The sequence below is a fragment of the Cupriavidus laharis genome (assembly GCF_914271435.1).
GTDB lineage: Bacteria > Pseudomonadota > Gammaproteobacteria > Burkholderiales > Burkholderiaceae > Cupriavidus > Cupriavidus laharis.
Genome location: NZ_CAJZAI010000011.1, coordinates 34,394 through 57,488, shown reverse-complemented (window position 1 = coordinate 57,488; position 23,095 = coordinate 34,394). Strand labels below are relative to the sequence as shown.

The 23,095-nt window shown below is 60.5% G+C and carries 21 protein-coding genes; 13 read left to right on the top strand and 8 right to left on the bottom strand.

The features are described from left to right. Window positions 1-14 precede the first annotated feature (14 nt). Together LDO29_RS20330 and LDO29_RS20325 are read left to right on the top strand one after the other, a co-directional pair. Window positions 15-1,529, top strand: coding sequence for a carotenoid oxygenase family protein (locus tag LDO29_RS20330; protein WP_082818884.1), 1,515 nt, complete (start codon window positions 15-17; stop codon window positions 1,527-1,529). An 87-nt stretch (window positions 1,530-1,616) separates the two neighbouring features. Then, window positions 1,617-2,723 carry a porin gene (locus LDO29_RS20325; protein ID WP_062798641.1) on the top strand — a complete coding sequence of 369 codons (1,107 nt, stop codon included), beginning with the start codon at window positions 1,617-1,619 and terminating at the stop codon, window positions 2,721-2,723. Here the strand turns inward: LDO29_RS20325 and LDO29_RS28370 are convergent. The 4 genes from LDO29_RS28370 to LDO29_RS20305 form a co-directional block, all read right to left on the bottom strand. After that, window positions 2,696-2,971: a curlin repeat-containing protein gene (locus LDO29_RS28370; RefSeq protein WP_082818885.1), complete on the bottom strand. Its 276-nt coding sequence runs from the start codon at window positions 2,969-2,971 to the stop codon at window positions 2,696-2,698. The genes LDO29_RS20325 and LDO29_RS28370 overlap by 28 nt on opposite strands. Beyond that, entirely contained in the window at window positions 2,962-3,174 is a 213-nt protein-coding gene (locus LDO29_RS20315; RefSeq protein WP_224081641.1) for a carotenoid oxygenase family protein, read from the bottom strand. Before LDO29_RS20315 ends, LDO29_RS28370 begins: the two co-directional genes overlap by 10 nt. Window positions 3,175-3,429: 255 nt before the next feature. Further along, window positions 3,430-3,846 (bottom strand): VOC family protein, encoded by a 417-nt coding sequence (locus LDO29_RS20310; RefSeq protein ID WP_224081569.1) that lies wholly within the window; start codon window positions 3,844-3,846, stop codon window positions 3,430-3,432. A gap of 34 nt (window positions 3,847-3,880) precedes the next feature. Then, window positions 3,881-4,123 (bottom strand): hypothetical protein, encoded by a 243-nt coding sequence (locus LDO29_RS20305; protein ID WP_224081568.1) that lies wholly within the window; start codon window positions 4,121-4,123, stop codon window positions 3,881-3,883. A 157-nt stretch (window positions 4,124-4,280) separates the two neighbouring features. Here LDO29_RS20305 and LDO29_RS20300 point away from each other — a divergent pair, with 157 nt between their 5' ends. After that, window positions 4,281-4,946: a helix-turn-helix transcriptional regulator gene (locus LDO29_RS20300; RefSeq protein WP_224081567.1), complete on the top strand. Its 666-nt coding sequence runs from the start codon at window positions 4,281-4,283 to the stop codon at window positions 4,944-4,946. Next, window positions 4,943-5,509, top strand: a complete 567-nt coding sequence (locus LDO29_RS20295; RefSeq protein ID WP_224081566.1) for a DUF6036 family nucleotidyltransferase — start codon at window positions 4,943-4,945, stop codon at window positions 5,507-5,509. The genes LDO29_RS20300 and LDO29_RS20295 overlap by 4 nt, the downstream gene beginning before the upstream one ends. A 121-nt stretch (window positions 5,510-5,630) precedes the next feature. Here the strand turns inward: LDO29_RS20295 and LDO29_RS20290 are convergent, their stop codons facing one another. After that, window positions 5,631-6,521 (bottom strand): LysR family transcriptional regulator, encoded by an 891-nt coding sequence (locus LDO29_RS20290; RefSeq protein ID WP_224081565.1) that lies wholly within the window; start codon window positions 6,519-6,521, stop codon window positions 5,631-5,633. Window positions 6,522-6,739: 218 nt separating this feature from the next. On the opposite strand from LDO29_RS20290, the gene LDO29_RS20285 reads away from it, so the two are divergent. Further along, entirely contained in the window at window positions 6,740-7,624 is an 885-nt protein-coding gene (locus tag LDO29_RS20285) for a Bug family tripartite tricarboxylate transporter substrate binding protein (RefSeq protein ID WP_224081564.1), read from the top strand. An 8-nt stretch (window positions 7,625-7,632) separates the two neighbouring features. Then, window positions 7,633-8,826, top strand: a complete 1,194-nt coding sequence (locus LDO29_RS20280; RefSeq protein WP_224081563.1) for an amidase — start codon at window positions 7,633-7,635, stop codon at window positions 8,824-8,826. 761 nt (window positions 8,827-9,587) lie between these two features. Here LDO29_RS20280 and LDO29_RS20275 read toward each other — a convergent pair. Continuing rightward, complete coding sequence (locus tag LDO29_RS20275; protein WP_224081562.1) at window positions 9,588-14,060, bottom strand: PIN domain-containing protein; 4,473 nt, start codon at window positions 14,058-14,060, stop codon at window positions 9,588-9,590. A 355-nt stretch (window positions 14,061-14,415) separates the two neighbouring features. Between LDO29_RS20275 and LDO29_RS20270 the strand changes: the two genes are divergently transcribed. The 3 genes from LDO29_RS20270 (at window position 14,416) to LDO29_RS20260 (ending at window position 17,280) form a co-directional block, all read left to right on the top strand. Next, window positions 14,416-15,036: an SLATT domain-containing protein gene (locus LDO29_RS20270; protein WP_224081561.1), complete on the top strand. Its 621-nt coding sequence runs from the start codon at window positions 14,416-14,418 to the stop codon at window positions 15,034-15,036. After that, window positions 15,033-16,334 carry an SMODS domain-containing nucleotidyltransferase gene (locus tag LDO29_RS20265; protein WP_224081560.1) on the top strand — a complete coding sequence of 434 codons (1,302 nt, stop codon included), beginning with the start codon at window positions 15,033-15,035 and terminating at the stop codon, window positions 16,332-16,334. The genes LDO29_RS20270 and LDO29_RS20265 overlap by 4 nt, the downstream gene beginning before the upstream one ends. A 697-nt stretch (window positions 16,335-17,031) precedes the next feature. Next, window positions 17,032-17,280: a hypothetical protein gene (locus tag LDO29_RS20260; protein ID WP_224081559.1), complete on the top strand. Its 249-nt coding sequence runs from the start codon at window positions 17,032-17,034 to the stop codon at window positions 17,278-17,280. Between the two features lie 213 nt (window positions 17,281-17,493). Here LDO29_RS20260 and LDO29_RS20255 read toward each other — a convergent pair whose 3' ends face one another. Next, window positions 17,494-17,766 (bottom strand): hypothetical protein, encoded by a 273-nt coding sequence (locus LDO29_RS20255; RefSeq protein WP_224081558.1) that lies wholly within the window; start codon window positions 17,764-17,766, stop codon window positions 17,494-17,496. Between the two features lie 223 nt (window positions 17,767-17,989). Here LDO29_RS20255 and LDO29_RS20250 point away from each other — a divergent pair, with 223 nt between their 5' ends. Beyond that, on the top strand, window positions 17,990-18,628 hold the full coding sequence (locus LDO29_RS20250) for a Crp/Fnr family transcriptional regulator (protein ID WP_224081557.1): 639 nt from the start codon (window positions 17,990-17,992) through the stop codon (window positions 18,626-18,628). A gap of 432 nt (window positions 18,629-19,060) precedes the next feature. Here the strand turns inward: LDO29_RS20250 and LDO29_RS20245 are convergent, their stop codons facing one another. After that, the gene (locus LDO29_RS20245) at window positions 19,061-20,092 is read right to left on the bottom strand and encodes a GlxA family transcriptional regulator (RefSeq protein WP_224081556.1); all 1,032 of its coding nucleotides are present in this window, start codon (window positions 20,090-20,092) and stop codon (window positions 19,061-19,063) included. A 152-nt stretch (window positions 20,093-20,244) separates the two neighbouring features. Between LDO29_RS20245 and LDO29_RS20240 the strand changes: the two genes are divergently transcribed. The 3 genes from LDO29_RS20240 (at window position 20,245) to LDO29_RS20230 (ending at window position 23,088) form a co-directional block, all read left to right on the top strand. Further along, complete coding sequence (locus LDO29_RS20240) at window positions 20,245-20,832, top strand: OsmC family protein (RefSeq protein ID WP_224081555.1); 588 nt, start codon at window positions 20,245-20,247, stop codon at window positions 20,830-20,832. A gap of 239 nt (window positions 20,833-21,071) precedes the next feature. Further along, window positions 21,072-22,400, top strand: a complete 1,329-nt coding sequence (locus tag LDO29_RS20235) for a TrkH family potassium uptake protein (protein WP_224081554.1) — start codon at window positions 21,072-21,074, stop codon at window positions 22,398-22,400. Beyond that, window positions 22,390-23,088, top strand: coding sequence for a potassium channel family protein (locus tag LDO29_RS20230; RefSeq protein ID WP_224081553.1), 699 nt, complete (start codon window positions 22,390-22,392; stop codon window positions 23,086-23,088). Before LDO29_RS20235 ends, LDO29_RS20230 begins: the two co-directional genes overlap by 11 nt. Window positions 23,089-23,095: the final 7 nt, after the last annotated feature.

The following is a 23,095-nucleotide window of genomic DNA, read 5'->3' as shown; positions in this document are numbered from 1 at the left end:
CTCCTGTTCCCACCATGAAAACCATCAGCTTCCAGGCCAGTCCCACCATCGTCTGGCCGAACGAGAACCCCTACCTGAACGATGCCTGGCGTCCGGTCGACACCGAGTGGACCGCCACCTCGCCCGACCTGGAAATCATCGGCGAGATCCCGCGCGACCTCAGCGGCCTGTACGTTCGCAATGGCCACAATCCGGTGCACGAGTCCATCGGCCGCTATCACCCGTACGACGGCGACGGCATGGTGCACGCCATGGCTTTCCACGGCGGCAAGGTCCAGTATCGCAATCGCTGGGTGCGCACGGTGGGCTTCCTGGCCGAACAGGCGGCGGGCAAGTCGCTGTGGCCGGGCATCATCGAACCGCGCAAGGCCGCGCTGCGCGGCTGGGGTTCGATCGGCGCCATGAAAGACAACGCGGGAACGGACATTATCGTCCACGGCGGCAAGATCCTGGCGGCTATGTCGCAATGTTCGGAACCGTACCGCATATCACCGTTCAGCCTGGAAACCACCGGCGTGGAGCCAAACTGGGCGCGTGCGCTGTTTCCGCGCGGCATCTGCTCGCACTTCAAGGTCGACGAGCACACCGGCCACATGATGTTCTTCAACTTCGGCGAGACCCCGCCGTACATGAACTACGGCGTGGTGGACCGCGACAACCAGCTCGTCCACTTCGAGCCCATCGAACTTCCCGGCCCGCGCTGGCCGCACGACCTTGGCATGACCGAGAACTACTGCGTGCTGCATGACCTGCCGCTGTTCTTCGATCCGGAACGCCTGCGCCAGGGCTCGCACCGGCTCGGCTTCTGGCGTGACGTTCCGTCACGCTTCGGCATCATTCCACGGTTCGGAAAGAACGTCGACGTGCGCTGGTTCGAAGCCGAGCCCTGCTACATACTGCACCTGTCCAATACCTTCGAAGAAGGGGACGAAGTGGTGATGGACGGCTGCATCCAGACCAATCCGCTGCCCGACATTTCCGGCCTGCCGACCGAAGGCTACGAGCGACTGAAGGCCATGCTCGACCTACACTTGCAGAAGGCCCGCATGCATCGCTGGCGCTTCAACCTGCGCACCGGGCAGACACGTGAGGAAGACCTCGACGACCAGGTGACGGAATTCCCGATGGTCAACGGCCTGCACAACGGACGCTCCTACCGCTACAGTTACAACGCCATTCCGAACAAGGGGTTCTGGCTGCTCGAAGGCCTGAAGAAGTATGACCTGCTCACCGGCCGGACGCAGACCTACATGCTGCCGCAAGGCTGCTACCTCAGCGAGGCGCCATTCGCGCAACGGCGTGGCGCCACGGCGGAAGACGACGGCTACCTCGTCACGTTTCTGACCAACCTCAATACCGGCAAGGGCGAGTGCGCCATCTTCGATGCACGTGACATCACGCGGGGACCCGTCGCACGGATCGTGCTGCCGCAACAGGTGCCCACCGGCGCGCACGCGTTCTGGGCCACGCCGGACATGCTGCCCGACTTCGAAGCTGGCTTCGAGGCTGCCCTGCAGGGCAACTACTAAGCCAGTCGGCGCGCCCCGGCGGCGCGCCGGCATCGCGGCAGGACCCGCAGAGGTCCAGCCAATCCATTGAAAGGACGGAGACAACCCATGCAATCCCTCACCTGCGCCGCTGCGCTGGCCTTGCTCTGCGCACCGGCACTCGCCAGCGCGCAGACCACCATGCTGGTCGGCGGCCAGCTCAAGCTCGGCCTCGACATGACCTCCATCAGCGGCTCCGGCCGCACAGGCGGCACGTCCGCCCGCGCCTACCGCGAATCGAACAACACGAGCTTTTGGTTCATCGACGGCAAGGAACAACTGGCGCCGGGCCTGAAGGCCCTCTATCACCTGGAATGGGACTTTGCGCTTGACACCGGCGTCCAGGGTGCCGGCCGTACGTTCTACGTCGGCCTTGACGAAGAACGCTTTGGGCGCCTGAAACTAGGCCGCCAGTCGGTTTATTTCAGCCACCATTGGTTCATCAACGACACGCACGGCTCATTTGACGCAGCGCCCAATGCCGCCAACTCGCTCAATGTCCTCGGCACCATCAACGGCGCCAACTTCGCCGGCAACTTCCTGAACAACACGGTCCGCTACGAGTTTCCGGTCATCGCCGGCTTCTCGGGAATGGCATCCTACTCCTTTGACGCCGAACAGCCGGGCGCTGGCCGCAACCATACTTGGTACGTCAGTCCGACGTACACCAACGGCGGCTTCAAGGCCGGCTACTTCCACATGCAGCGTGACAGCCAGGGTACCTTGCCTCTGCAGACCGTCGGCTCGCTGGACCAGACGGCCGACAAGCTGGCCATTGGCTACACGTGGAACGGCTTCCGCGTGGGCGTCGTGGTTGACCGTAACCGCGTGACCAACCGTGCAACCAATCTGCGGCAGGACCGGATCGCCTACGCCGTCCCGCTTGGGTACAGCTTTGGCCCGCACCTGGTCGCACTGACTTGGGGGCAGGCGTTCTCGATGCACGAAAACGGTCATACGGTGGATGACACCGGCGCAAAGATGCTTTCCATAAGCTATCAGTACAGCCTGAGCAAGCGCACCACACTCGATGTCTCTTATGTGGAGCTGCGGAACGAGCGCAACGGGCGATATAACTTCTGGGTTGGCGGACTGAAGTCGGGATCCCAGCTGTCGACGGCGGACGCGGGGGCTCGTGCTCGAATGGCCTATGCGGGCATCAAGCATCTGTTCTGAAGACGTTCGACATGGGCAATCAGGCTCGTCCCGCTCGACCGGGCACAACGAACCTGGCGCCCTCCGCGCTGACTGATGGTGGCGGTCATATTGTTGCCAAACTGGGGCACCGCGCCACCGAGTCCGGTCTGGCTGACATATGCCTGGTTGTCCTGCCCATACTGCCCGACGAGCGCCCGGTTGTAGGCACCGTTCTTCGTGACATCGACACGATTGCCGTCTCCCTGCTGCGCGGTGCTCAACTGCACCGCCTGGTCGGCACGGCAAGCGCCAAGAACAAGCTGTACTTTGAACCCCGCCCTACATGAACTACGGCGTGGTGGACCGCGACAACCAGCAGGCGTTCCGGATCGAAGAACAGCGGCAGGTCATGCAGCACGCAGTAGTTCTCGGTCATGCCGAGGTCATGCGGCCAGCGCGGGCCGGGCAGTTCGATGCGCCGGCTGTACACATCCAACACCACTGCACTGAAGGTACTTTCCCCTTACCGGCGCGAGCATATCAATCGGCTCGGGGACTACCTGCTGGACCTCCAGAGACGGGCTCCGCCACTCGATTCAACGATAGAATTTCTTTTAAAATCAGCCGCTTAGCGGAGATGTGGCGGATTTTTTACGAATAGCGGCCAACCCTCTAGGAGGGCGTGGGTCGAGAACGCTGCCGAGCCGTCAAATCCGGGATGCCTTCTATGCAATGCGCTTACGCGCTAGTGCGCGTACACGGCCTCCCAGGTCTTGAACCCCTTCACTTCAATCGGGTTACCGAAGGGATCAATGAAAAACATCGTCCACTGCTCGCCCGGCTCGCCTTCGAACCGCACTTGAGGCGCCAGCACGAAAGCCGTACCGGCCGCCGCCAGGCGGTCGGCCAACGCACGCCATTCCGGCAGCAGCAAGATAATGCCGAAGTGCGGCATCGGCACGAGGGCATTGCCGACGTGCCCGGTTCGCGCGGTCTCGAATGGCTTGCCGAGGTGAAGCGAAATCTGGTGGCCAAAGAAATCGAAGTCGACCCAGGTGTCAGTGCTGCGGCCTTCCTTGCAGCCAAGCACGCCGCCGTAGAAGCGGCGCGCCTCCCCGAGATCGGTGATATTGAACGCCAGGTGAAAGACAGATTGCGTCATGATTCTTCAGGTGCTGGATTAGCGGATAGTGGGATTATGCGCGATCGCCGCGCCGGATGACTGTGCCGGCCCGCGTGCCGGTGGTGGCCCCGTCACGCCATGCCATGTTGCCATTCACGAAAACACAGGTGATACCGGTGGCCTGGGCCACCGGCTGCTCGAACGTCGCCGTATCGATGATGCGTGCGGCATCGAAGACCGTGATGTCGGCGAAATTGCCTTCGGCGAGTACCCCACGCCCGACCAGGCCGAAGTGCTGAGCCGTCAGGCCGCTCATCTTTGGTTGGCTGCTTGGATACACGACAATAACCGGGGGCGTGGCGCAGAAGCTCTACGGCGGTACCTCCAGGTGGATCCGACGTAACACTCCTTCCAGCATTGATCTGTTCAGCAACCTAGTCAAATTTCCGGTTTTTGTCTAAAATACTGGACATATGCCAGCCTTTACCGATACTACTTCCGTCCTCGAGCGCCACTTGCTCTTGCAGCTCGGCGACCGCATCAAACGCTTGCGGAAGGCTCAGGGCTTTGGCACGGTTGAGATGGCGAAGCGCGTCGGCATCTCCCGGACGACCCTCGCTGCGGTAGAGGCAGGCGACCCCGCGCCAACCATGGGCACATATCTGCGTGTCATGTCCGTGCTGGGGGTTGCCGGTGACCTTGCCCTGTTAGTCAGCGATACTTTTCAACCGGCGCCCGCGAACTCTGCGGCCGCCTCATCCAAGCGCGCCATTCCGCAGGTTCAGGTTCGGGTAAGGACTGATCCAAGCCGCCATGAGGCTCAGGACTTGCAGAGCATGGCGCTCCACAAGGAAGCAATCCGCCTGATTCAGGATGACCCAGCGCTACTGGACCGGGCCCGAGAAGTTCTCAGGCGATGGCGCGCGCAGGGAGACTCACGGTCTGATTCACTCTGGTCCGAGTGGGAAACGATTCTTGCGAACCAGTCGTGGCGCAAAGCGCTCGGCCGAACTCGGCGTGCTCAAGAGCTGCGCCAAGCGTCTCCGCTGCCCACGCTTTTACCAGATGCCATTCGGCAGGAAGTGCTAGCACAGGTTCAGGCGTTGAAAAAAGGCGTTGTCCTCGGGGACCAGGAATGAAGCGGGAAGATCTGGAGCACATCATTCGGGCTGCTGCCGACATCACGAACGAATATGAATTCGTTGTCGTTGGCAGCCAGTCCATCCTGGGGCCGATTCCCAATCCCCCGGCGGTTTTCACGATGTCCGCGGAGGCGGACATATACCCGCTCAATGCCACCCACAAGGCGGATGCGATCGACGCGGCGATTGGAGAAGGCTCGCGCTTTCACGAGACGTATGGTTACTACGCGCAGGGCGTCGGGCCGGAGACAGCATGTCTTCCGGCCGGGTGGGAAAGCCGCTTGCAGCGCATCCAGACAGCGGCTACGAATGGGCGGGTTGGCTATTGCCTTGACCTTGTTGACCTCTTTATGGCGAAGGCAGCAGCGGATCGCGACAAGGACCGAGTCTTCTGTATGGCCCTGATACAACATGGCTATGTCTTGCCCCGTACAGCGATCAGTCGCGTCGACGACATGCCGATAGACAGAGCTGCGCAGGGACGACTGCGTGCACGCATCAAGCGCTGGACCAAGGCCTTGCAGGACCAAGGCCATGCAATTCCCGCTGACGACGCTTAGATCAGCTTTCAGCGCAGCCGCCATCGGCGTGCCATCGCGCTAGCATTTCGCTGCCGATGAAGCGATAAGCACAACGTTATCGCGCCCTATCGCCGCAACCTCGCGACGGCAAGGCAAGCAGCTACCGAGCTGTCTTGCGCAACGTCTCAACCAGCGAAGCCAGCAAAGCACTGCTTGCAAGTGCCTCTGGTTGCACGCACAGCTGATGATGGCGTACTGCCCACGGTTCATCCAATCGGATAATGGCCAAGCGCCGGCGCTCCGCCGCGTCAAGGGCGGACTCCGGCACGATGCCGATGCCCACACCGGCTGCCACAAGCCTTGCGACTGCCCGGTAACCGGACACCTGCATGCGGACATCGAGTTGCCGGCCGAGCGCCGTGGCATGGTTCAACAGGTAGGTATGGAGCGCGGTGCCATTGAGCAGCGTCACGAATGGCGTACTCAGGCACGCGGCGAACCGTACTGATTTCTTCTTCGCCGTCGGACTGCCGGCCGGCGCAATCACCACGAAGCGGTCCTCGCGATACGGGATCAGCGTGAGCTCCGGGTGCTCGGCATCGATGGCGATCACGCCAAGGTCGGCCCTGCCGGTCGCCACCGCGACAACGATGTCAGTGCCAAGCCGCTCCTCCAGCGCAATCCGTACTGACGGATGCGCGCGCAGGAACGGCAACAGGTCGTCCGGCAGCCAGGAATTGATCGCATTGTTATTCGCAAAAAGGGTCAGATGGTTCGAAATCCCCGCGGAGAACGGCGTCAGGTCCGCATGCATCTGACCGAGTTGCGCGATGCATCGCCGCACATGCTCCATCATTACGATCCCCGCCGCGTTCGGCTCCACGCCGCGCGCCAGGCGCCGGAACAGCGGCGTTCCGACCGCCTCTTCCAATGCCTTGATACGCAGGCTAGCGGAGGATGGCGCAAGATGGCAGCGTTGCGCGCCGCGCGAAACGCTACCCTCCTCGGCAATCGCAAGGAACAGCCTCAGGTCAGTCAGGTCGTAGTGCATCGGTCCATATTATCGCAACAGAACTGGACATTGCGCGACCTTTGCCATAGACAAAAGGTGCAGTTGCGAATGCCCGCTTGTCGCACGGTGGCGCCGTTCCGATACTGAAGGCCTCACTGAAGGGGACAACTATGAGGCTCGCAAGAACACTGTGTGGATGGGTGCTGGCCACGCCATGCGCGCTGGCGCTGGCCCACCCTGCCTATCCGGAGCGTCCGGTGGCGCTGGTGTCGCCATTCCCTGCCGGCGGCGCCACCGACCTCGTGGCGCGCGTGCTGGGGCAGAAGCTGTCGACGGCGCTCGGACAGCCGTTCATTGTGGAAAACCGCGCAGGCGCCACCGGGCTGATCGGCGAATCCTACGTCATGCGCGCCCGGCCCGACGGGCACACGCTGTTGATCGCAAGCAACAGCAGCCACGTACTGGCCCCTTTGCTGCAGCCGTCCCCGCCGTATGACCCGCTCCGGGACTTCGCGCCGATCGCCATGCTCGGCAGCTATCCGCTGGCCCTGAAGGTAAATCCCAAGGTCCGCGCGAGCAATGTCGCCGAGCTTATCGCGCTGGCCAAGCAGCAGCCCGGGAAGCTCAATTTCGGCAGCGTTGGTGTCGGCAGCATAACCCATCTCGCTGGCGAGCAATTTAGGCTGAAGACAGGAACCGAGATTGCCCATATCCCGTACAAGGGCACCTCCGCACTCGCCACCGCGCTGATGTCAGGCGAGATCGAAATGCAGTTCGACAGCGTCGGCTCGACCAAGCCCCTGGCCGATGCCGGCCGCGTCCGCGTGCTGGCGGTGACCGGCGACAAGCGTTCGCCGTTGCTGTCAAACGTACCCACCCTTGCCGAGCAGGGCGTACCGGGCGTCGATGCAATCGTATGGATCGGCGCGTTTGCGCCGCGCGGCACGCCAGCACCCGTCATCAGCCGGTTGAGCCAGGAGATCCGCAGGATCCTGAATTCCGACGCCGACGTCCGCAGAGTGTTCACCGACAATGGGCTCGATATTGTCGGCAGCGACCCGCAGGCCTTTTCGGCAAGGATCCGCCAGGAGCAGGCGGGATGGAAGAGCATGATCGCCTCGGGAAAGGTGCAGCTGCAATGAGTGCAACGATGTCAGATCTATTGCAGCCTGGCCTGAACGGTGCCTTTGTTAGGGACGGCTTCGGCAGCGGTCCCCGCATCGACCAAACATCGTCGCGGCTCGCAGGGTTGCGCCTCGCGGTGAAGGATGTGTTCCACGTTGCAGGCCTGCGCACCGGCGCCGGAAATCCCGTCTGGCGACAGGATCAGCCGGTCTCGCCAGCCACCGCGCCGGCGGTCGCGGGCTTGCTTGCCGCGGGTGCCTCATGGGTCGGGAAAACCGTCACCGATGAATTGGCCTTCAGCCTGTCAGGTATCAACCTGCACTATGGCACGCCTGTCAATCCCGCCTGCCCGCGGCGGCTGCCTGGTGGCTCGTCGTCGGGCTCTGCGGTCGCGGTGGCAAGCGGAGATGCCGATATCGGCCTGGCGACCGACTGCGGCGGCTCGGCCCGCTTGCCGGCAAGCTACTGCGGGGTCTGGGGCATACGTCCCACGCATGGGCTGCTGGCCGGTACCGCAGGTTTTCCGCTGGCGCCGGCCTTCGACACCGTAGGCTGGTTCGCACGCTCAGCGGTCGTCATGGCACAGGTTCTCGAAGTGCTGGCGCCGCCGGCAATCGGCGCCGCGCCAGCGCTCTACTGGATCGCCGAGGACGCCATCGCCGCCTGCGACCCCGAAGTCCAGGCCGCCCTGCGCGAACTGCATTGCCATCTAGAGCTGCCGCTCCAGACCCTGGCTGCCGGCACGCTGCCCCTTGGGATCTGGGCCACGGCTCATCGACTTCTGCAAGGTGCCGAGATCTGGCAGCAACACGGGGATTGGGTGACGCAGCACGGCCATACACTTGCCGAAGATGTCCTGTCCCGATTCCTTGCGGCGTCACACGTTAGCGCAAGCGAGGTCGCCGTGCAGTCCTCTTGCCGACTGGCGGCGAAGGAAACGCTGTCGACGCTGCTCAGGGACGACAGCGTGCTCTTGCTGCCAACCGCGCCAGGGATCGCACCGCTCTGTACAAATCCGGAGGCCGACTTGGCGAGCAACCGCCTGCGCGCCCAGTTGTTGCTATGCCCTGCCGGCCTGGCAGGCTTGCCGCAGGTGTCATTCCCCTGGATTACCGTGCAAGGCGCACCCGTAGGACTTTCCGTCATCGGTCCGCGCGGAGCTGACGCGATGGTCATGAAGGCCGCAACAATAATCGAAGCGATGCTGAGCAGCGGCTAGCCGCTGGAGGCTGTCAAGCGTGGAGAGACATCTACACGCTGTTTCAGCACGACCCGGGGCGAGGTTGACACCTGCTTCGTCATCCCGCGCTTAAGTCTGATGTGCGCCGACGGGAAACTGCGGGATGATTTCGATGTCATCCCGATGTTGCTGCACGAAGGGCGTCAGCCAAAGCCCGCCGATAACCAATTTCCTCATCGGGCTCGCCACATGGGTACCTTCTTTTGTACGCCGTGTCACGATCCAGACGGTTCACGTAGTAGTTCAGCGCTCAACCAATCGCGGCTGCTTGGGGTCAAAGAGAGCTAGATCGGGCGTTATGTCAAATTTCGTTTCTATTTCAATGGCCCGGAGGGCCGGTCCCGTCGGTTTGTACCAATTTGTTCCCGATTTTTGCAGAATAGTGTTCCTGGCACCATGGGCCTGACTGACTGACGCGACTGCGAAGCGTTTAGATCATGGCGGTGGCCCCCTCCGCCCCCCCGCCGCGTGGCCCCGCTTGGCACCTTGATCGCTTGCCCGTCCTAACCGCAGCCATCACCGGCTTCGCGAGCCGCAGCGTCCCGGCCAGCAATGGACCGAGCCGTTGGCAAAGGAACAAAATTACTCCAAACGTCGGTCGGAGGAACAGCGTTCCGCAAAATTTCTTGACGTAAATTTGTTCCCAACGCCTCGGGAACGGCAGCTAGCGGGCGAACAGCAGGAACATTATCGTGCAAACCGACGCTAAGCATCGAAAGTTTGCATGCCACGGCGAGACGCTAGAAAGGATCGGATGAATCGTTGGCGGCCATCGTCGGGCCACTCTCTGGCGAATAATGTCCCTCCCCCATTGTCTGGAGTTGGTCCGTTGACGCATCCGAACTACTCGCGCCAATGAGTAACCACGGCGGGTTACCGCAGTAGATAACTCGCTTCTTCAGGTCCACCGGACGCAACGAACCGCGCGCATGATCGACTGCCGCGTCTATGGCTCTGCGAATGTTCCTCCCATCCTCCCGGCTGTGGACCGGTTGTACCTGCCCAAGCACGCTTCTCAATTGGTCCAGTGCCTCTGCAGAACATTGAGGATGCCTAGCCAGGCCTTCGACGGTCGTTTCGACCAATTCGAGGAACACACCAAACTGGCAAGGCCCGAATGCCCCAACAGTGAGCAGGAAGTTTCGGATAACCTCGAACGCAGAATTGAACTCTACGTCATCGGTCGCGAGATGAGCCTGCAGGCCGGCGAAAACCGCGTTGGCAAAGTCTGGCCCCTGAAGTAACCCAAAATACAAGTCGATGTGGCCTACCGATACAAACGCCCGACCACGCAAGAACATCTTAAGCGTCGCCAGCGAGTAGTCCCGTTGCAGTAGCAAACCTTTCGAAACTGCCTGTGCCAAAAGCGCTTGTGGCCATATCCCCGCCACCCCGATGGAACGACCGATCAGCCTTAGACGAGAGTCTAGGCACAGAAGCGTGGCATCCAATTCTCTCGCAAGAGCAATTACGGCGTTTTCCTCATCGGAGAGAATGTCTTGCCAACGCGGCTCGAGTGGATCTAAGTCACTTGGGCCGTACGACGGCAGCAACTCGCATTCGGACTCGATGAAAGCCAAAATGCTCTCTAGCCTAGAGGACTTTAGGGATCGCATCTCCTCGCTTATCTCAACGAAGGCAAGCTCTCCCTCGAATTCGATGGCAGACCCAGTCGATGGCGTCGTTCGGAGAGCCTCCAATTCACCCTTAACCAAGTCGAACGTCTTGGTTGCACAATACAGCTTCGGGCAAACTTTCAGCGCACTCAAGCCATCGACAATCGACAACTCCACGAGCATGGCAGCATCGACGACGTAGCGTGCGCCGGAACGACTGAGTAGCGCGACAGCCTTATCACGGTCCGTTCTTTGACCCTCTCCAACCTGCAATCGAACCAGTTGTCCGGGCCATTCCTCTACGATATCCACAACGCTGCTACCCATAAGCCGGCAGACGCCACCAAGGGTAAGGGGGTTGCGTCGGTAAAGCTCAAGGATCACGCGACCGCGCTCGGCTCTTCTAGCGACCCGAGCATGGATTTGAGCGAAATCGAGGTTACCTTGCTCGTCTTCCGGAAGATCGATGATGGTCAATGACGAACATTGGGAGATAGATTCCCGAAGCGCCTCATGTGAGCGGTTCAGCAGCGTTCGAAATGCCGATTCGATCGCAACAATGCGCAGACGACGATCACCGGAAGCCGTATTCTCGATTCCAATCTCGTCGCCCACTCGGGCGCCCAGGAATCGCTCAATCTCCTTCGAATCTGGTAAGCGAAAATTCTCGGTTTCGTGAAGCGGCATGCCCTTCGGATCGATGGTACGCACGAACTCGTTGCCGCCGTCATCTATCGCGGAAAACGTAGTACCCGGACCGATGTGCTCAGGCCGAGCATCGAGCAACGGTAACCGGCGCTGGGCCATCATGTGCGCAGACACGTGCGCAGCGGCCGCTTCGACGTCAACCATATGCTGCCGCCTCATCAGATACAAGCGACGTAGGCCCTGGTCCTCCCGTCCATGCATCAATTCAAATGTTGCGATTTGCGTCTGCTCTCGCGTACTGCCCTCCAACTCCAATGGGATGGCAGCGAGAACGCTATCCAACACCGCATCTCCTTCGCGTCTCGCGGTTATGAGGCGCAGGATCCAGCTGGCCGCGCGCGTCGGCTCGCGGTCGAGCTGCACGAGTGCGACAACCTGGAGAAGCGACACATCGCCCACCATCTGTGCCAGCTCAATTGCCAGATATCGGGCTTCGTTATCGTTTGCCCAACTGTCGGACATGGTATCAAGGAGTGCCTTCGCCTTGCTCGTGGCTCCTAAACGCACGTAACATTTCAACAGGCGATTGTGTATCTCGCTATGCTCACAGGATCCGATGAGGGACGAAAAGATCGTTGACGCCTCATAGAACTTCCTTGCATGGTAGTACGCCATCGCTAACAAATAGCGATGCTCCGGACTAGATTCATTGGTGATAAGCGTTTCGAGCCTATTCAAATGGGGCTGCGCCAGATTTGGCTGCGTCCGTGACAGAATCTGAACAGCTTCGACAAGCAGCGGAACCGAGTTCTCCGTAGCCGCATCGATGCTCGACACTTCGCTGGTGACCGTGGCAAGTCCCGCTTCGGACCGGGTAAGTAGCTCCCAACGCAATGCCTTGATGCTCTCTACTGCTGCATCTCGATCCTCGGTCAACCGCTTCGCCGCGTCCGCAGCAGCACTCACATCGCCCATGTTCTCCGCGAGCACTGCTATTTGGGAAAACACGACCAGAGCTTCCGCCGACATCTTGTCCAGAGCGCTCCGCCCCAACTGCAACGCTTCTTCAAACTGATCGAGCGCTCGGTGCGCTTCGAGCACCATTCGAAGCCAGCGAGGGTCGTCGTGTAGGCGCTGCCGTGCTTCCGCGAAGAGCTCCAGAGTACGTTCTGGCTGTTGGAGGAGGAGGTACGCTGTGCCAAGATTCGCGATGGTAATGGCCAGTGCCGCTGGCGATTGCACAGTCCATAGTCTCTCGATGCGCGGCTCGAATGCTTCCACGGCCATGCGGAGGCCGTCCCTGGCTTTCTCAGACAATATCCCAAAGATCGCCTCCAGCGTGTTCTCCGTGGCGAACTCGAGGGCGTAACTTAGGACAGCGTCACGCGTGAACTGATTTGCACCGGGCAGCGCGAGCGCCCGCAAGCCTGCTTCAAGGGCGGCGGCCCGATTCCCAGCATGATTCGCCGCCCAGGCAACCACATGCCACGCGTCCGCTTCATTCTGGAACTCCGTGGGAATATCCGCTTCACTGAGCGTGGCTCCGCGCACCACTCTTGCGTTCATCAGTACGCTCCACACCGAGAGCGACTGTGGGAAACGCTCCGATGCTTCCTCGGCGGCGCCGAATGCGAGGTCGATATCATCGTTCAGCAGGTGCCCACGCACCCTCGCCGCAGCTAGTTTTTCGTCGTCGTCACAGAGTTCAGCCGCATGCAGGAAGTCAATGGCCGCCTGCTTATAGTCATGACGATGCGCACGACACGCACCGCGCATTAGGAACCAGCGCGCCTTCTGGTGCTGATCGAATTGCTTCAAGTCGGCGCCCAGCGTTTTGAGGTCGTCCAGCGCATCTTGGTAGCGCCCCGCCTTTATGCGGTCATTGACGCCGTCAAGTTGCCGGCTAAGGAACGGATTCAGAGAAGAGTCACGCGCTGCGGGAACCGCGTCCTGCATTGAAGCGAAGGGTTCGATCGATGGGCGAGAATGAGACACGCCCCCCGACGACAGGAAAGCGCGTGCCCGACCTTGGCGAAGTCCCTGTACGAGCGGAACGGCGGATTGCTTGAAGTCTTTGATCTGCTCGAATGCCAACAATAGGCCGTGATCTATGACCTCGGAGAGATTCTTGTGAGAGACCGCGCCAGATATTCCATTAAGAGTCATGCACGCCGACACCAGCGACGCCCACACTTGCCTGGCTTCGGATTTGTATCCGACCACGGTGAAGTTGGCCTCGATAAGCTCGACGCACATGCTTACCAAACCGCTGTCCTCGAACTCGAGGTCTTGTTCCAAGAAATGAAGGTGCCTGGCGAACTCGAAAAGCTTGTCGTCCCCCACTTCGGCGTCCGCATACTCTGCTACCACCTTCCGAACGGCATCCAAAGCATTTCGCTTCAACGCGTTGCTAGCTCCCGGCGTCGTCAGTTTCGCTATCCAGTCCTCTGGCTTCAGCGATGTGGCAGCAGTAGCCGCAACCGCCGCGGCGCCTGACATCTCGCGGCGACGCGCCGCGTCGTACACCAATAGAATCCGATCTTCGTCCTTATTGAAGTGCTCGGAGGTAAAGTCGAGCCATGCATTGCCTACAGCTTCCTTGAACGCCTTGTCAGAGAATCGTGCGGTCATCCCCATCTTCATTTGATGGAGAACCTTGCGGCGCAGGCCGGTGGCGTTTTCTATAATGCAGACTAGGTCATCAGTGTGGAAGCCAAGCACCCGGGCCTGAAAGTGCAGTTCTACGAGCCTCCAGCCCGGCAATATGCCTGGCGCGCTTGTGCCAAGGCAGAGATGCAACATACGGACGGCCTGAGCCCGCGTTTCGAACGTCCCGCCTAGGTTACCGGTGGATGCTGCCGAGGCAATGGCCTTAACTTTGCCAGCCACCGGCTTCCGAGCTTTTGGCTTGTTCGTTTTAAGTTGTGCATTCTTTCGCAACGCTGGCATGAGCTACTTGTTCTGCGGCAGTAAGAGTGTGATGGCCGCGTTGAGAGCGGTAATGACCATCGCGATGTCCCTTCGACGCACGGCTGTCAGAAACAGCTGGCGCCAGCTCATCCCGCGCACGAGCCAGACGAGCCTCCGAGACTGTACATCCATACAGCATGCCACCGCAATGGCGCTGACGATGCCCTCATTTCGGGGGTCCCATTTGCTGGCGGTGGCGGACCTTTTTCCTGTATAAGATGGTTCTGGCTAGATCGACCGGCCCAATATGCGGAATTTTCCCTTGTTTTCCTAAACGGCGACCCAATTATGCCTTGGCGGCATCTCCCTAGGGCCTTGCCTATCCAGCTAAATAATGAAGAAGAACGATTTGATGCTTGCCATTGCCGAGACGGGGTATAACGTCTACTTCGGCGCCCAAAAGCACTTCGCAACTTACCACGTCGTTGAGAAGTTTCCAGGATGGATCAGCCTTATCTCTTTTGCGATCAGCCTTTATGCATTGTTCGTAACCGAGTTGAACAATAACTACATTTCAGCTCTGATGTTATGCCTTGGCGTATCGACGATGTACGCGTCCGGCTATAATCATGAGAAGGAGAAATATAATCAGTGTGGTGTGGCCCTGACGGAACTGACGCATCGGTTACGAGCGCTGTATTACGATTGCAAGGGCAAAAATGATACCGACGATCTCACGTCCATCGAGGCAGACTGGAAAATCATCCAGGGCGATGCACTGAAAACCGGAATTACGAAGCAGATCTTCGGCTCCAACTGGTTGGCCCATTATTATCTGTTTTGGCAATGCCAAATCGACTGGATTGATGAGCAAAAGAAGTTCCGATTCCTCCGGGACAAGGTTCCCCTGTCGTTTTTTCTCGTTGTGTTGATCGTTCTTGGCGTCGGCGCCTGGCATTTAGCGCCCTATTCTTTCAAAGCCGCAGTTGCTTGCCTTAATCAACTACAGAAATGAGCGCAAAATATTTTCGTGAATTCAGAGAAAACATCGCCGTCAAGAATTACGAGGACATTGGGACGAGTTACGACGAAATCACGAAACGTTTGAACAGGACCTTTTGGGGCATTGATTCGGCCGACAAGAACCGGCTGCGTGTTGGTTCGTATGGCCGACATACCGCGATCAATGGCATTAGCGATCTCGATATGCTGTTCGAGATCCCGGAGGCGATTTTTAAGAAATACTCTGCCTATGAATACAATGGGCAGAGCGCCCTGCTCCAGGCAGTAAAAAATGCGCTGCTCGAGCGCTACCCCAACACGGATATCTCTGGGGATGGGCAGGTGGTATGCGTGAAGTTCAAGAGGTTTCACGTGGAAGTACTTCCTGCCTATTTTGATCCTGTTAAGAAGTGCTATCTACACCCGAACACTCACGATGGCGGATCGTGGCGCCCGACCTATCCCCGGGAAGAGATCGACGCCATGAAGGCCCTCAATACCAAGGCGAACCGAAATCTCGGCCATCTCTGCAAGATGGTTCGTGCTTGGAAGAACCATCGCGGTGTTGGGATGAGCGGTTGGCTGGTCGACACGCTTTGCTATAACTTCTTCGTGGAGCACCCGAAGTTCCATACGGCGACCTACGACAATTACCCCGGCTTGGTCGCAGAGTTCTTCCTGTACCTTACCGCGCTTTCACCGAACCAACAGTATTGGCTGGCGCCAGGTAGCCGCGCCCGAGTTCCAAACGACGGCTCCTTTCTTCCAAAGGCAAAGAAGGCTGCCAAGAAGGCGACGGACGCCCTTGCCGAAGGAGATCTGAAAAAACGTGTGGAACTCTGGCGCGATATTTTCGGCGGTTGTTTCCCGCCCGCGGTCCAGATGGTCAAGGCCACGGCTCAGGTGGCGACAGAGAGCTTTGGCGGCGCGAGGAGCACGGAAGAGTTCATCGAGAACCAGTATCCGCTGGATATCCGATATCGGCTTGCCATCGACTGCGAGGTGTCCACCACCGGCACCATTCTGCGGCTCTCCCGGATTTTCGAGCATCTCCGGTGGGGCTGGCAGCTCAAGTTCCAGATTACCGAACACAACGTGCCCAAGCCCTATAGCGTCTTCTGGAAGGTTAGAAACAAGCCGCTCGCAGGCTACCGCCAGGACATTCGCGGCCAGTTGCTGGAAGATCAGGGTTCAGAAGAACGCCAGGAGCGCACTTCGTTCGCCGGCGACCACTATGTGGAATGCTACATCGTCAAAGACGAGGTGTGTGTCGCTCGCGATCGAATCAAAGTGCCCATCGGGACGATGTAGCCGATAGTGCCGCCGCGCTGCCAACGGCCAAGCGATGCAGCCGAGCGCGGCGCACCCGTTGTGGCGGTGCACGATCATCGGGGAGTCCGATTTGAAGAGTTTAAGGAACGGCGAATGGCACAGCGGCTCTCAGTCCGCGATGAACCGGTGGCGACCTTCCGGCGAATCTGGCGGCCAACTTTGAGCTGTGCCAGCCCATCGTCACGCTGGAAAGGCGCAACGAGGCTGACTACCTGCTTCCCTCTCCCTTAGGGGTGGGCTGTGGGGGAAGAAACACGACCGTAGCGCGTGGCTTCGAGGGCGGCGTTTTTACCGGATTGCCAGGCGGAGGTCACAAACGTGGGAATCCGCTATCACAAGTGTACCGCCCCAGACCGGTCCGCTATTGAGGGAGGAAAACCTTGAGTCCATTATCCGACCCAAAAAAACTCCGCACTACCCTGCATTGACCGCCGGGGCAGCCAGTCGGGCATCTCGCCGGTCCCGTCCCCAGCATGGTCCCGCGGCGTTGCGGTAGCAGACAACCGGCGACGCGCGGTGACGCCTGGCACGAGCTGTTGCGGATTGCAGGATCCGTGCGAAGCGGGCAATGAAACCGCGGTCCAGACGGGCCTCACGCGTTGGACAGGCTCACCTGGATGCGAGATTAGCCGCGGCCGGCTATGATGAACTCACAAACCACAGAGGCGGAGGCGCCATGGCTTCGAAACTGACTTACTACATCATGAGCCAACGCTTTCAAGACGTGGTCGGACGTGCGATCGAGCAGGCGGTGGGCAGGACGCGTGCGGCAGGTTTGACGCCGGCCGGCGATCCGACCATCCAGCCGAGCGCGCGTCCGACGACGACGGTCATCGTGGAAGCTGTCCCGCTCGCTAAGCCCGAGCGCAAGATCGCTGCTACACCGCGTCGCGGGCACTCTTCAGACGATCCTAATGTTGGTTGAGGCGCCGGGCTCGCCCAGGGGCGAATGGCATGTGCGGCCGGCCACGCGCCGCTAACCCCCCGCTAGGGCCCTCATTTTTTGCTTCCTCCGTATCGTTGCAGCGCTATGCAATTTGACATAGCTGGCGCTATGTCAAAAATGAGGCAGAAGGGCGGTTTCAGGGCGTTTAAGCTCGAACGGGAGCGTCGGCTGTTGACACAAAACTGATGACATTCAGGACGCAAAGTTGATGACACATGGTCCGGTAACCGCGATCGCGCCCGGCTTGGCGTCCCTAAGTTCTGCCAGCCCGGGCATGGCCGGACCGTGGATCGCGCTCGGCCCTGAGAAATTGCCGCGACGAAACTGCCCCGTGATTTCGCTGAGGTGCTCGCGAATCAACCGGATCTGCTCCGCGTCCCCCGGAACCCTGGCAATCACCTGCTGGACGCCGCCATCCCTAGTCTTGGTAAACACGTGGGTTGTCGCCTTCAGATCGAAGGGCATGACCTCCGCTCCTCGCGCCACCACGTCGGCTTGACGGGATGGGGCTGCCGCCATTGCCACCGGGCACGCGGTCAACGTTAGCAGGCCTGACAGCATGGCAGACGAGATAAGGAAAGTTGCTCGCAAGGGCGCCTCCGTGGCTCAGATCTGGAAAGCTTCATGCTAGGCGTTTCCGAGCCAACGGAATATGAATGGAATCATATCGACTCGGGCAGCGGCATTGATGAACTGGCAAACGTTGGTCAGGGCTTATCCGGCGTTGGCGAGCGTTCCGTCAGCACTGGGGGAAGCCGCGGAGCGGCTGGAACTCCAGCCGGGGGAAACCCTGTTCCGGCTGGGCGATCGTCCCGTCGGCATCCATTTCGTGATGGCCGGCGAGGTGCGACTTGTGCGCCGCGCACCCAATGGCGCGGAAATCATTCTGCAGCGCTCCCGCGGGGGCTTCGTCGCCGAAGCGAGCCTAGACACCAAGGCCTACCACTGTGACGCCGTGGTCACCGAGGCCGGTGCGGCGCTGCGCTTTTCTGCTCGGGCATTCCGGAATGCATTGGAGGAGGACAGCACGTTTGGCCAGACGTGGAGGATGCTGCTTGCCCACGAAGTGCGAAAACTCCGTGCCCAATGTGAACGCTTGAGTCTTCACACTGCCGCGGAACGCATCATTCACTATCTCGAATCGGAGGGCACAGTCGGCGTCATCACGCTAAACAAGTCGCGCAAGGCATGGGCCGCGGAACTGGGGCTCACCCACGAAGCCTTGTATCGCACCCTGCGGCGCCTCCAGGCCGACGGCATCCTTGACGTGACCCGGCATCGGATCGCGATTTGCAGGCAGAGCGAGCTCAGGCACGGCCAGCGCTGAGGGCTATATCTATCCGGTCGCTTCAAGACCGGGAGCCGACGTACAGGCCGGACGCCAAGCACGACGTCCCTCTCAACTATGAAACGGTCGCTCACTCCGGGCGATCGTCGGTTCTCTAGGCCGGCTCGTTGCAGCGCTGTGCGGCGCGTCCCGTACTAGATCGTTCCGGCGTTGCCTGCCGCGTACCGGTCGAAATGCACAGCGCCCTGGGCGAAGCTTGGAGAACGTTCCGCTTATGTCCGGTGGTTAGCATCTTGCGCTCGAATCCGCGGCCGCGTTGAACTCTGGGGCCAAGTTGTGCGCCGCTGATTGTCGGGCTCAAAGTATCTCTTCCGCACTCTGCTCGCTCTCGGGTCAGCGGCGAAACGGTCGCTTGTCCTCCGCTAATCCCCTGGCCTGCATCATCTTGTTGCTCGTTCCAGTGTTTCCGCGCTACCTGCCGACGTGCCCTCCCGCTCCGAACATCTGTCGGTACTGGCGCGGTGCCAGGCCAGTACGCCGTCTAAACAGCCTTCGAAAGAATGACGGATCCTCGTAGCCGACGTCAGCGCTGATCTCGTCCACCGCACGCCTGCTCGATTCCAGCAAGCGCTTGGCCTCCTCTATCCGGAGGTTCTGCACATAGTCGATCAGGCTCAGACCAGTGGCGAGTTTGAAGCGGCGCTTGAGTGTGCGCTCCGGGATTCGAACGTGCCTGACGGCCTGCGCAACGACGCCAGGCTGGCCGTAGTGGTCCGCCAGCCACGTCTCGCAGCGCTGAACGACGGCATCCTGGTGCGGCTGGGTCCGGACCAGCGGGGTATAGGGCAGTTGCCCCTCTTCGTGCCACTTGAGCAGGTAGACCTTGGCGATGCGCAATGCCTCCGCCGGGCTGACGTGCCGGCCAATGATATGCAGGGCAAGGTCATGCCAGCTGGTTGTACCGCCAGCGGTGACGATGTGGCCGGCTGGGTCGGAAAAGCACAGATTCGGCTCCGGCCGGAACCGAATTTGCGGGAAGCGATGCCTGAAGAGATCCTGGTAACCCCAATGCGACGTCGCTTCGCATCCGTCGAGCAGCCCCGTCTCGGCAAGCATCAAGGAACCGGAGCAGGCGGAATAGAGGAAGGCTCCCGCGCAATAGCGGGCCCGGAGCCATGCATTGAGCGCCGGATAGCGCCCACCGAGATGCTCGTCCGGGGCGAGCCAAAGTTCGGGGATGATGACAATATCCGCGTCCGGGTTACTGTGCACCGCGACATCCGGAATCACAGGAATGCCGTTTCCGCAGCGAAAAGGCCGCAGGTGTGGGGCCACTATCCGGACCCGGAATGGTGTGCTGGGAGTGCCCGCGCGCGCGAGCGTTTGCCAGATGCTGCCGGTGGCATTCAGCACGTCGACCATGCCATACAGCGCTGAGCCAGCTGTTTGCGCGACGGCGACGATCAGCACGTCAAGGGGTGCGTTCCGAAGCATCCTGGCCATTGCGAGCTCCCTGGCACAAAACAACCGATTTTGGCAAGAATCCAGCTTATCCAGGACTACGTCAAATCCTACGCTTCAGTCAGCCGGCGCCCGCTGAAAGGGCAACCCGGCACCAACGACATCACGGCCGTAAAGGCCCAAAGGAGATGACCATGGATATGCAAGCAACAACGGCAAGCTGCCTGAACGGCCTGGACCTCGACAAGATGGCGCAGACAGTGAACGCGCTCAGCCACGAGCCGATGCTTGCGCGGTTCCAGTTCCGCGCCCGCAACCAGTGGATGGGTGGCGGCGAGAACCGCTCGACCATCAAGGACTTTTATGGTGCGGGGGCCGAGGACACTTCGCGTACGGAGCCATTCGTCTTCACCAATGGCGAACCGCCGGTCTTGCTCGGCAACAACGAGGGCGCCAACCCCGTTGAGTTCCTGCTGCATGCGCTGGCAGGATGCGTGACAACGACGACGGTACTGCATGCCGCCGCCCGTGGCATCCGCGTGGCATCGATCTCCACGGAACTGCGCGGCGATATCGACCTGCAGGGACTGCTTGCGCTAGACGACACAGTGCCGGCAGGGTACCAGGGCATCGTGGTGACAATGGAGATCGAGGCTGATTGCTCGGAGGCGGAACTGGATGCATTGCTGCAGTTTTCGCAACAGCACTCCCCGGTCTGCAATACGGTTTGCCGTCCGGTGCCGGTAACGCTGGTGCGCGCACCGCGCCGCCCCCAAGCCTAGCCGGGCGCTCCCCCTCCGGCGCCTTGGGATGTCTTCCTGCAGAAAGATCCACACGGCTTCATGACCTCGCAAGCAGTCAAGAGTCCGCGTAAGCGCCATGACACCTGCTGGTGGCCGCAAGGGGGGCGTGTTTGTTCTGGGTGCGCCAACCTTTGCGACGACGAGCGGGCACCGCTCGGACGCGGCGCGGTCCGTTTGGAAACGTGGATTTGTGACACATTTCAGGACACAATTCCGGAATGAGACCATCTCTGCATCCAACCCGGACCGTTGCCCTGGGTTTCCTGCTGGCCATCGTGGCAGGCAGCTTACTCCTGATGTTGCCCTGGTCCCGAGTCGATGGCGGGAGCGCGCCCTGGCTGACCGCATTCTTCACCGCAGTCTCGGCCGTCTGCGTGACTGGCCTGGTGGTCGTGGATACAGGAACTTACTGGTCCGGCTTCGGCCAGGCGGTCATCATGGTGCTATTCCAGCTTGGCGGCTTTGGCATGATGACCGCGTCCACGCTGCTTGGCCTGATGGTCAATCGCTCGCTGCGATTGCGGACCAAGCTGATTGCCCAGGTCGAAACCCATGCGATCGGGCTGGGCGACATCGCCGGGGTGGCCAGGCTGGTGCTGGTGGTGACGTTGAGCTTCGAGATGGTCATCGCGGTGTGGCTAGCCTCGAGGCTGCATCTCACGTACGCCCTTCCCTGGCCCGAGGCAGCATGGAATGGCTTGTTTCATTCGATCTCAGCCTTCAACAACGCTGGCTTCTCGACCCACGCAGACAGCCTGACGCGCTATGCGGCCGACCTGTGGGTGCTGGGGCCGGTGATGGCGGCGATCGTCGTAGGCGGCATCGGGTTTCCTGTGCTGCACGACTTGCGGAACAAGGCATCCGATCCACGTCGATGGTCCCTGCATAGCAAGCTCACCTTGTCGGTTACGGCGGTGCTGCTGGTCACGGGCATTCTTGGCCTGCTATTGTTCGAATGGAATAACCCAAAAACGCTCGGCGCGATGCCGCCTGCCGGGAAGCTGTTGTCCGCAGCGTTTGCCTCTGTCTCCGCCCGTACTGCCGGATTCAACTCGATCGACATCGGCGCGCTGACTCATGAAAGCCTGGCGCTGCATTTCTTCCTGATGTTCGTCGGCGGAGGCAGTGCCAGTACTGCCGGCGGCGTCAAAGTCGGCACCGTCGCCATCCTGGCCTTGTTGGTGATTGCCGAGATCCGCGGGCGCGGCGACAGCGAGGCATTCGGGCGGCGCGTCAGCGGCTCGGCGCAGCGGCAGGCGATCACCGTGCTGGCGTTGGGAAGCGCCTTGATTACGCTGGGAACGCTGACCATCCTGTTCGTTACCGAGTTGCCGACCGATCAAGTCATCTTCGAAGTCATTTCAGCTTTCGGTACAGTTGGCTTGTCGACTGGTATCACGGCCAACCTTCCCGCTTCCGGCCAGCTTACGCTGATAGCGCTCATGTACGCCGGCCGGGTCGGCACCATTACGCTCGCGGTATCCCTGGCGCTGGGCGAACATCGCACACCATACCGCTACCCGGAGGAGCACCCAATTGTTGGCTAGATTGTTTACCGAGCAGTTCGCCTTCTCTGCAGGCGACAGCGTCGTCGTGATCGGGCTTGGCCGCTTTGGCAGCTCGGTGGCGCAATCGCTCATCCGCCTGGGCCACGATGTCATGGGCATAGACAAGGATGCCGAGCTTGTGCAGCGCTGGTCGAATGCGTTGACCTGCGCCGTCCAGGCCGACTCCACCGATGTGAACGTGATGCGCCAGCTCGGCGTGGCCGATTTCTCACACGCCATTGTCGGGATTGGCACAGACATGTCTTCCAGCCTGATGACCTTGATGACGCTGACCGAGCTTGAGATCAAGGATATCTGGGTCAAGGCGTTTACCGCTGAACATGGCCAGATCGCGCAACGCATCGGCGCGCACCACGTCGTCTATCCGGAAGCGGACATGGGGGCGCGAGTTGCGCATCTGATCACCGGCCGAATGATCGATTTCATCGAATTCGACGATGGCTTTGCGATCGCCAGGATCCATGCGCCGGCGTCAACCCACAACAAGACGCTGTTGGTGTCCAGGGTACGTGAGCATTTCGGCGTCACGGTGGTTGGCATCAAGCGTGCCAACGAAGAGTTTGAGCACGCGACAGCCACCACCCTGATCCAGCCGGGAGACCTTCTAGTCGTTTCCGGGCTGACCAGCAAGATCGAGCACTTCGCGGGCAGTACGGAAAAACGGTAGCTGCGAC

Bases quoted from the DNA above. Each gene is read 5' to 3' on its own strand.
- LDO29_RS20330 (WP_082818884.1), top strand. From the start codon at position 15: ATGAAAACCATCAGCTTCCAGGCCAGTCCCACCATCGTCTGGCCGAAC.
- LDO29_RS20325 (WP_062798641.1), top strand. From the start codon at position 1,617: ATGCAATCCCTCACCTGCGCCGCTGCGCTGGCCTTGCTCTGCGCACCG.
- LDO29_RS20310 (WP_224081569.1), bottom strand. From the start codon at position 3,846: ATGACGCAATCTGTCTTTCACCTGGCGTTCAATATCACCGATCTCGGG.
- LDO29_RS20305 (WP_224081568.1), bottom strand. From the start codon at position 4,123: ATGAGCGGCCTGACGGCTCAGCACTTCGGCCTGGTCGGGCGTGGGGTA.
- LDO29_RS20300 (WP_224081567.1), top strand. From the start codon at position 4,281: ATGCCAGCCTTTACCGATACTACTTCCGTCCTCGAGCGCCACTTGCTC.
- LDO29_RS20295 (WP_224081566.1), top strand. From the start codon at position 4,943: ATGAAGCGGGAAGATCTGGAGCACATCATTCGGGCTGCTGCCGACATC.
- LDO29_RS20290 (WP_224081565.1), bottom strand. From the start codon at position 6,521: ATGCACTACGACCTGACTGACCTGAGGCTGTTCCTTGCGATTGCCGAG.
- LDO29_RS20280 (WP_224081563.1), top strand. From the start codon at position 7,633: ATGTCAGATCTATTGCAGCCTGGCCTGAACGGTGCCTTTGTTAGGGAC.
- LDO29_RS20275 (WP_224081562.1), bottom strand. From the start codon at position 14,060: ATGCCAGCGTTGCGAAAGAATGCACAACTTAAAACGAACAAGCCAAAA.
- LDO29_RS20270 (WP_224081561.1), top strand. From the start codon at position 14,416: ATGAAGAAGAACGATTTGATGCTTGCCATTGCCGAGACGGGGTATAAC.
- LDO29_RS20265 (WP_224081560.1), top strand. From the start codon at position 15,033: ATGAGCGCAAAATATTTTCGTGAATTCAGAGAAAACATCGCCGTCAAG.
- LDO29_RS20260 (WP_224081559.1), top strand. From the start codon at position 17,032: ATGGCTTCGAAACTGACTTACTACATCATGAGCCAACGCTTTCAAGAC.
- LDO29_RS20255 (WP_224081558.1), bottom strand. From the start codon at position 17,766: ATGCCCTTCGATCTGAAGGCGACAACCCACGTGTTTACCAAGACTAGG.
- LDO29_RS20250 (WP_224081557.1), top strand. From the start codon at position 17,990: ATGAACTGGCAAACGTTGGTCAGGGCTTATCCGGCGTTGGCGAGCGTT.
- LDO29_RS20245 (WP_224081556.1), bottom strand. From the start codon at position 20,092: ATGGCCAGGATGCTTCGGAACGCACCCCTTGACGTGCTGATCGTCGCC.
- LDO29_RS20240 (WP_224081555.1), top strand. From the start codon at position 20,245: ATGGATATGCAAGCAACAACGGCAAGCTGCCTGAACGGCCTGGACCTC.
- LDO29_RS20235 (WP_224081554.1), top strand. From the start codon at position 21,072: ATGAGACCATCTCTGCATCCAACCCGGACCGTTGCCCTGGGTTTCCTG.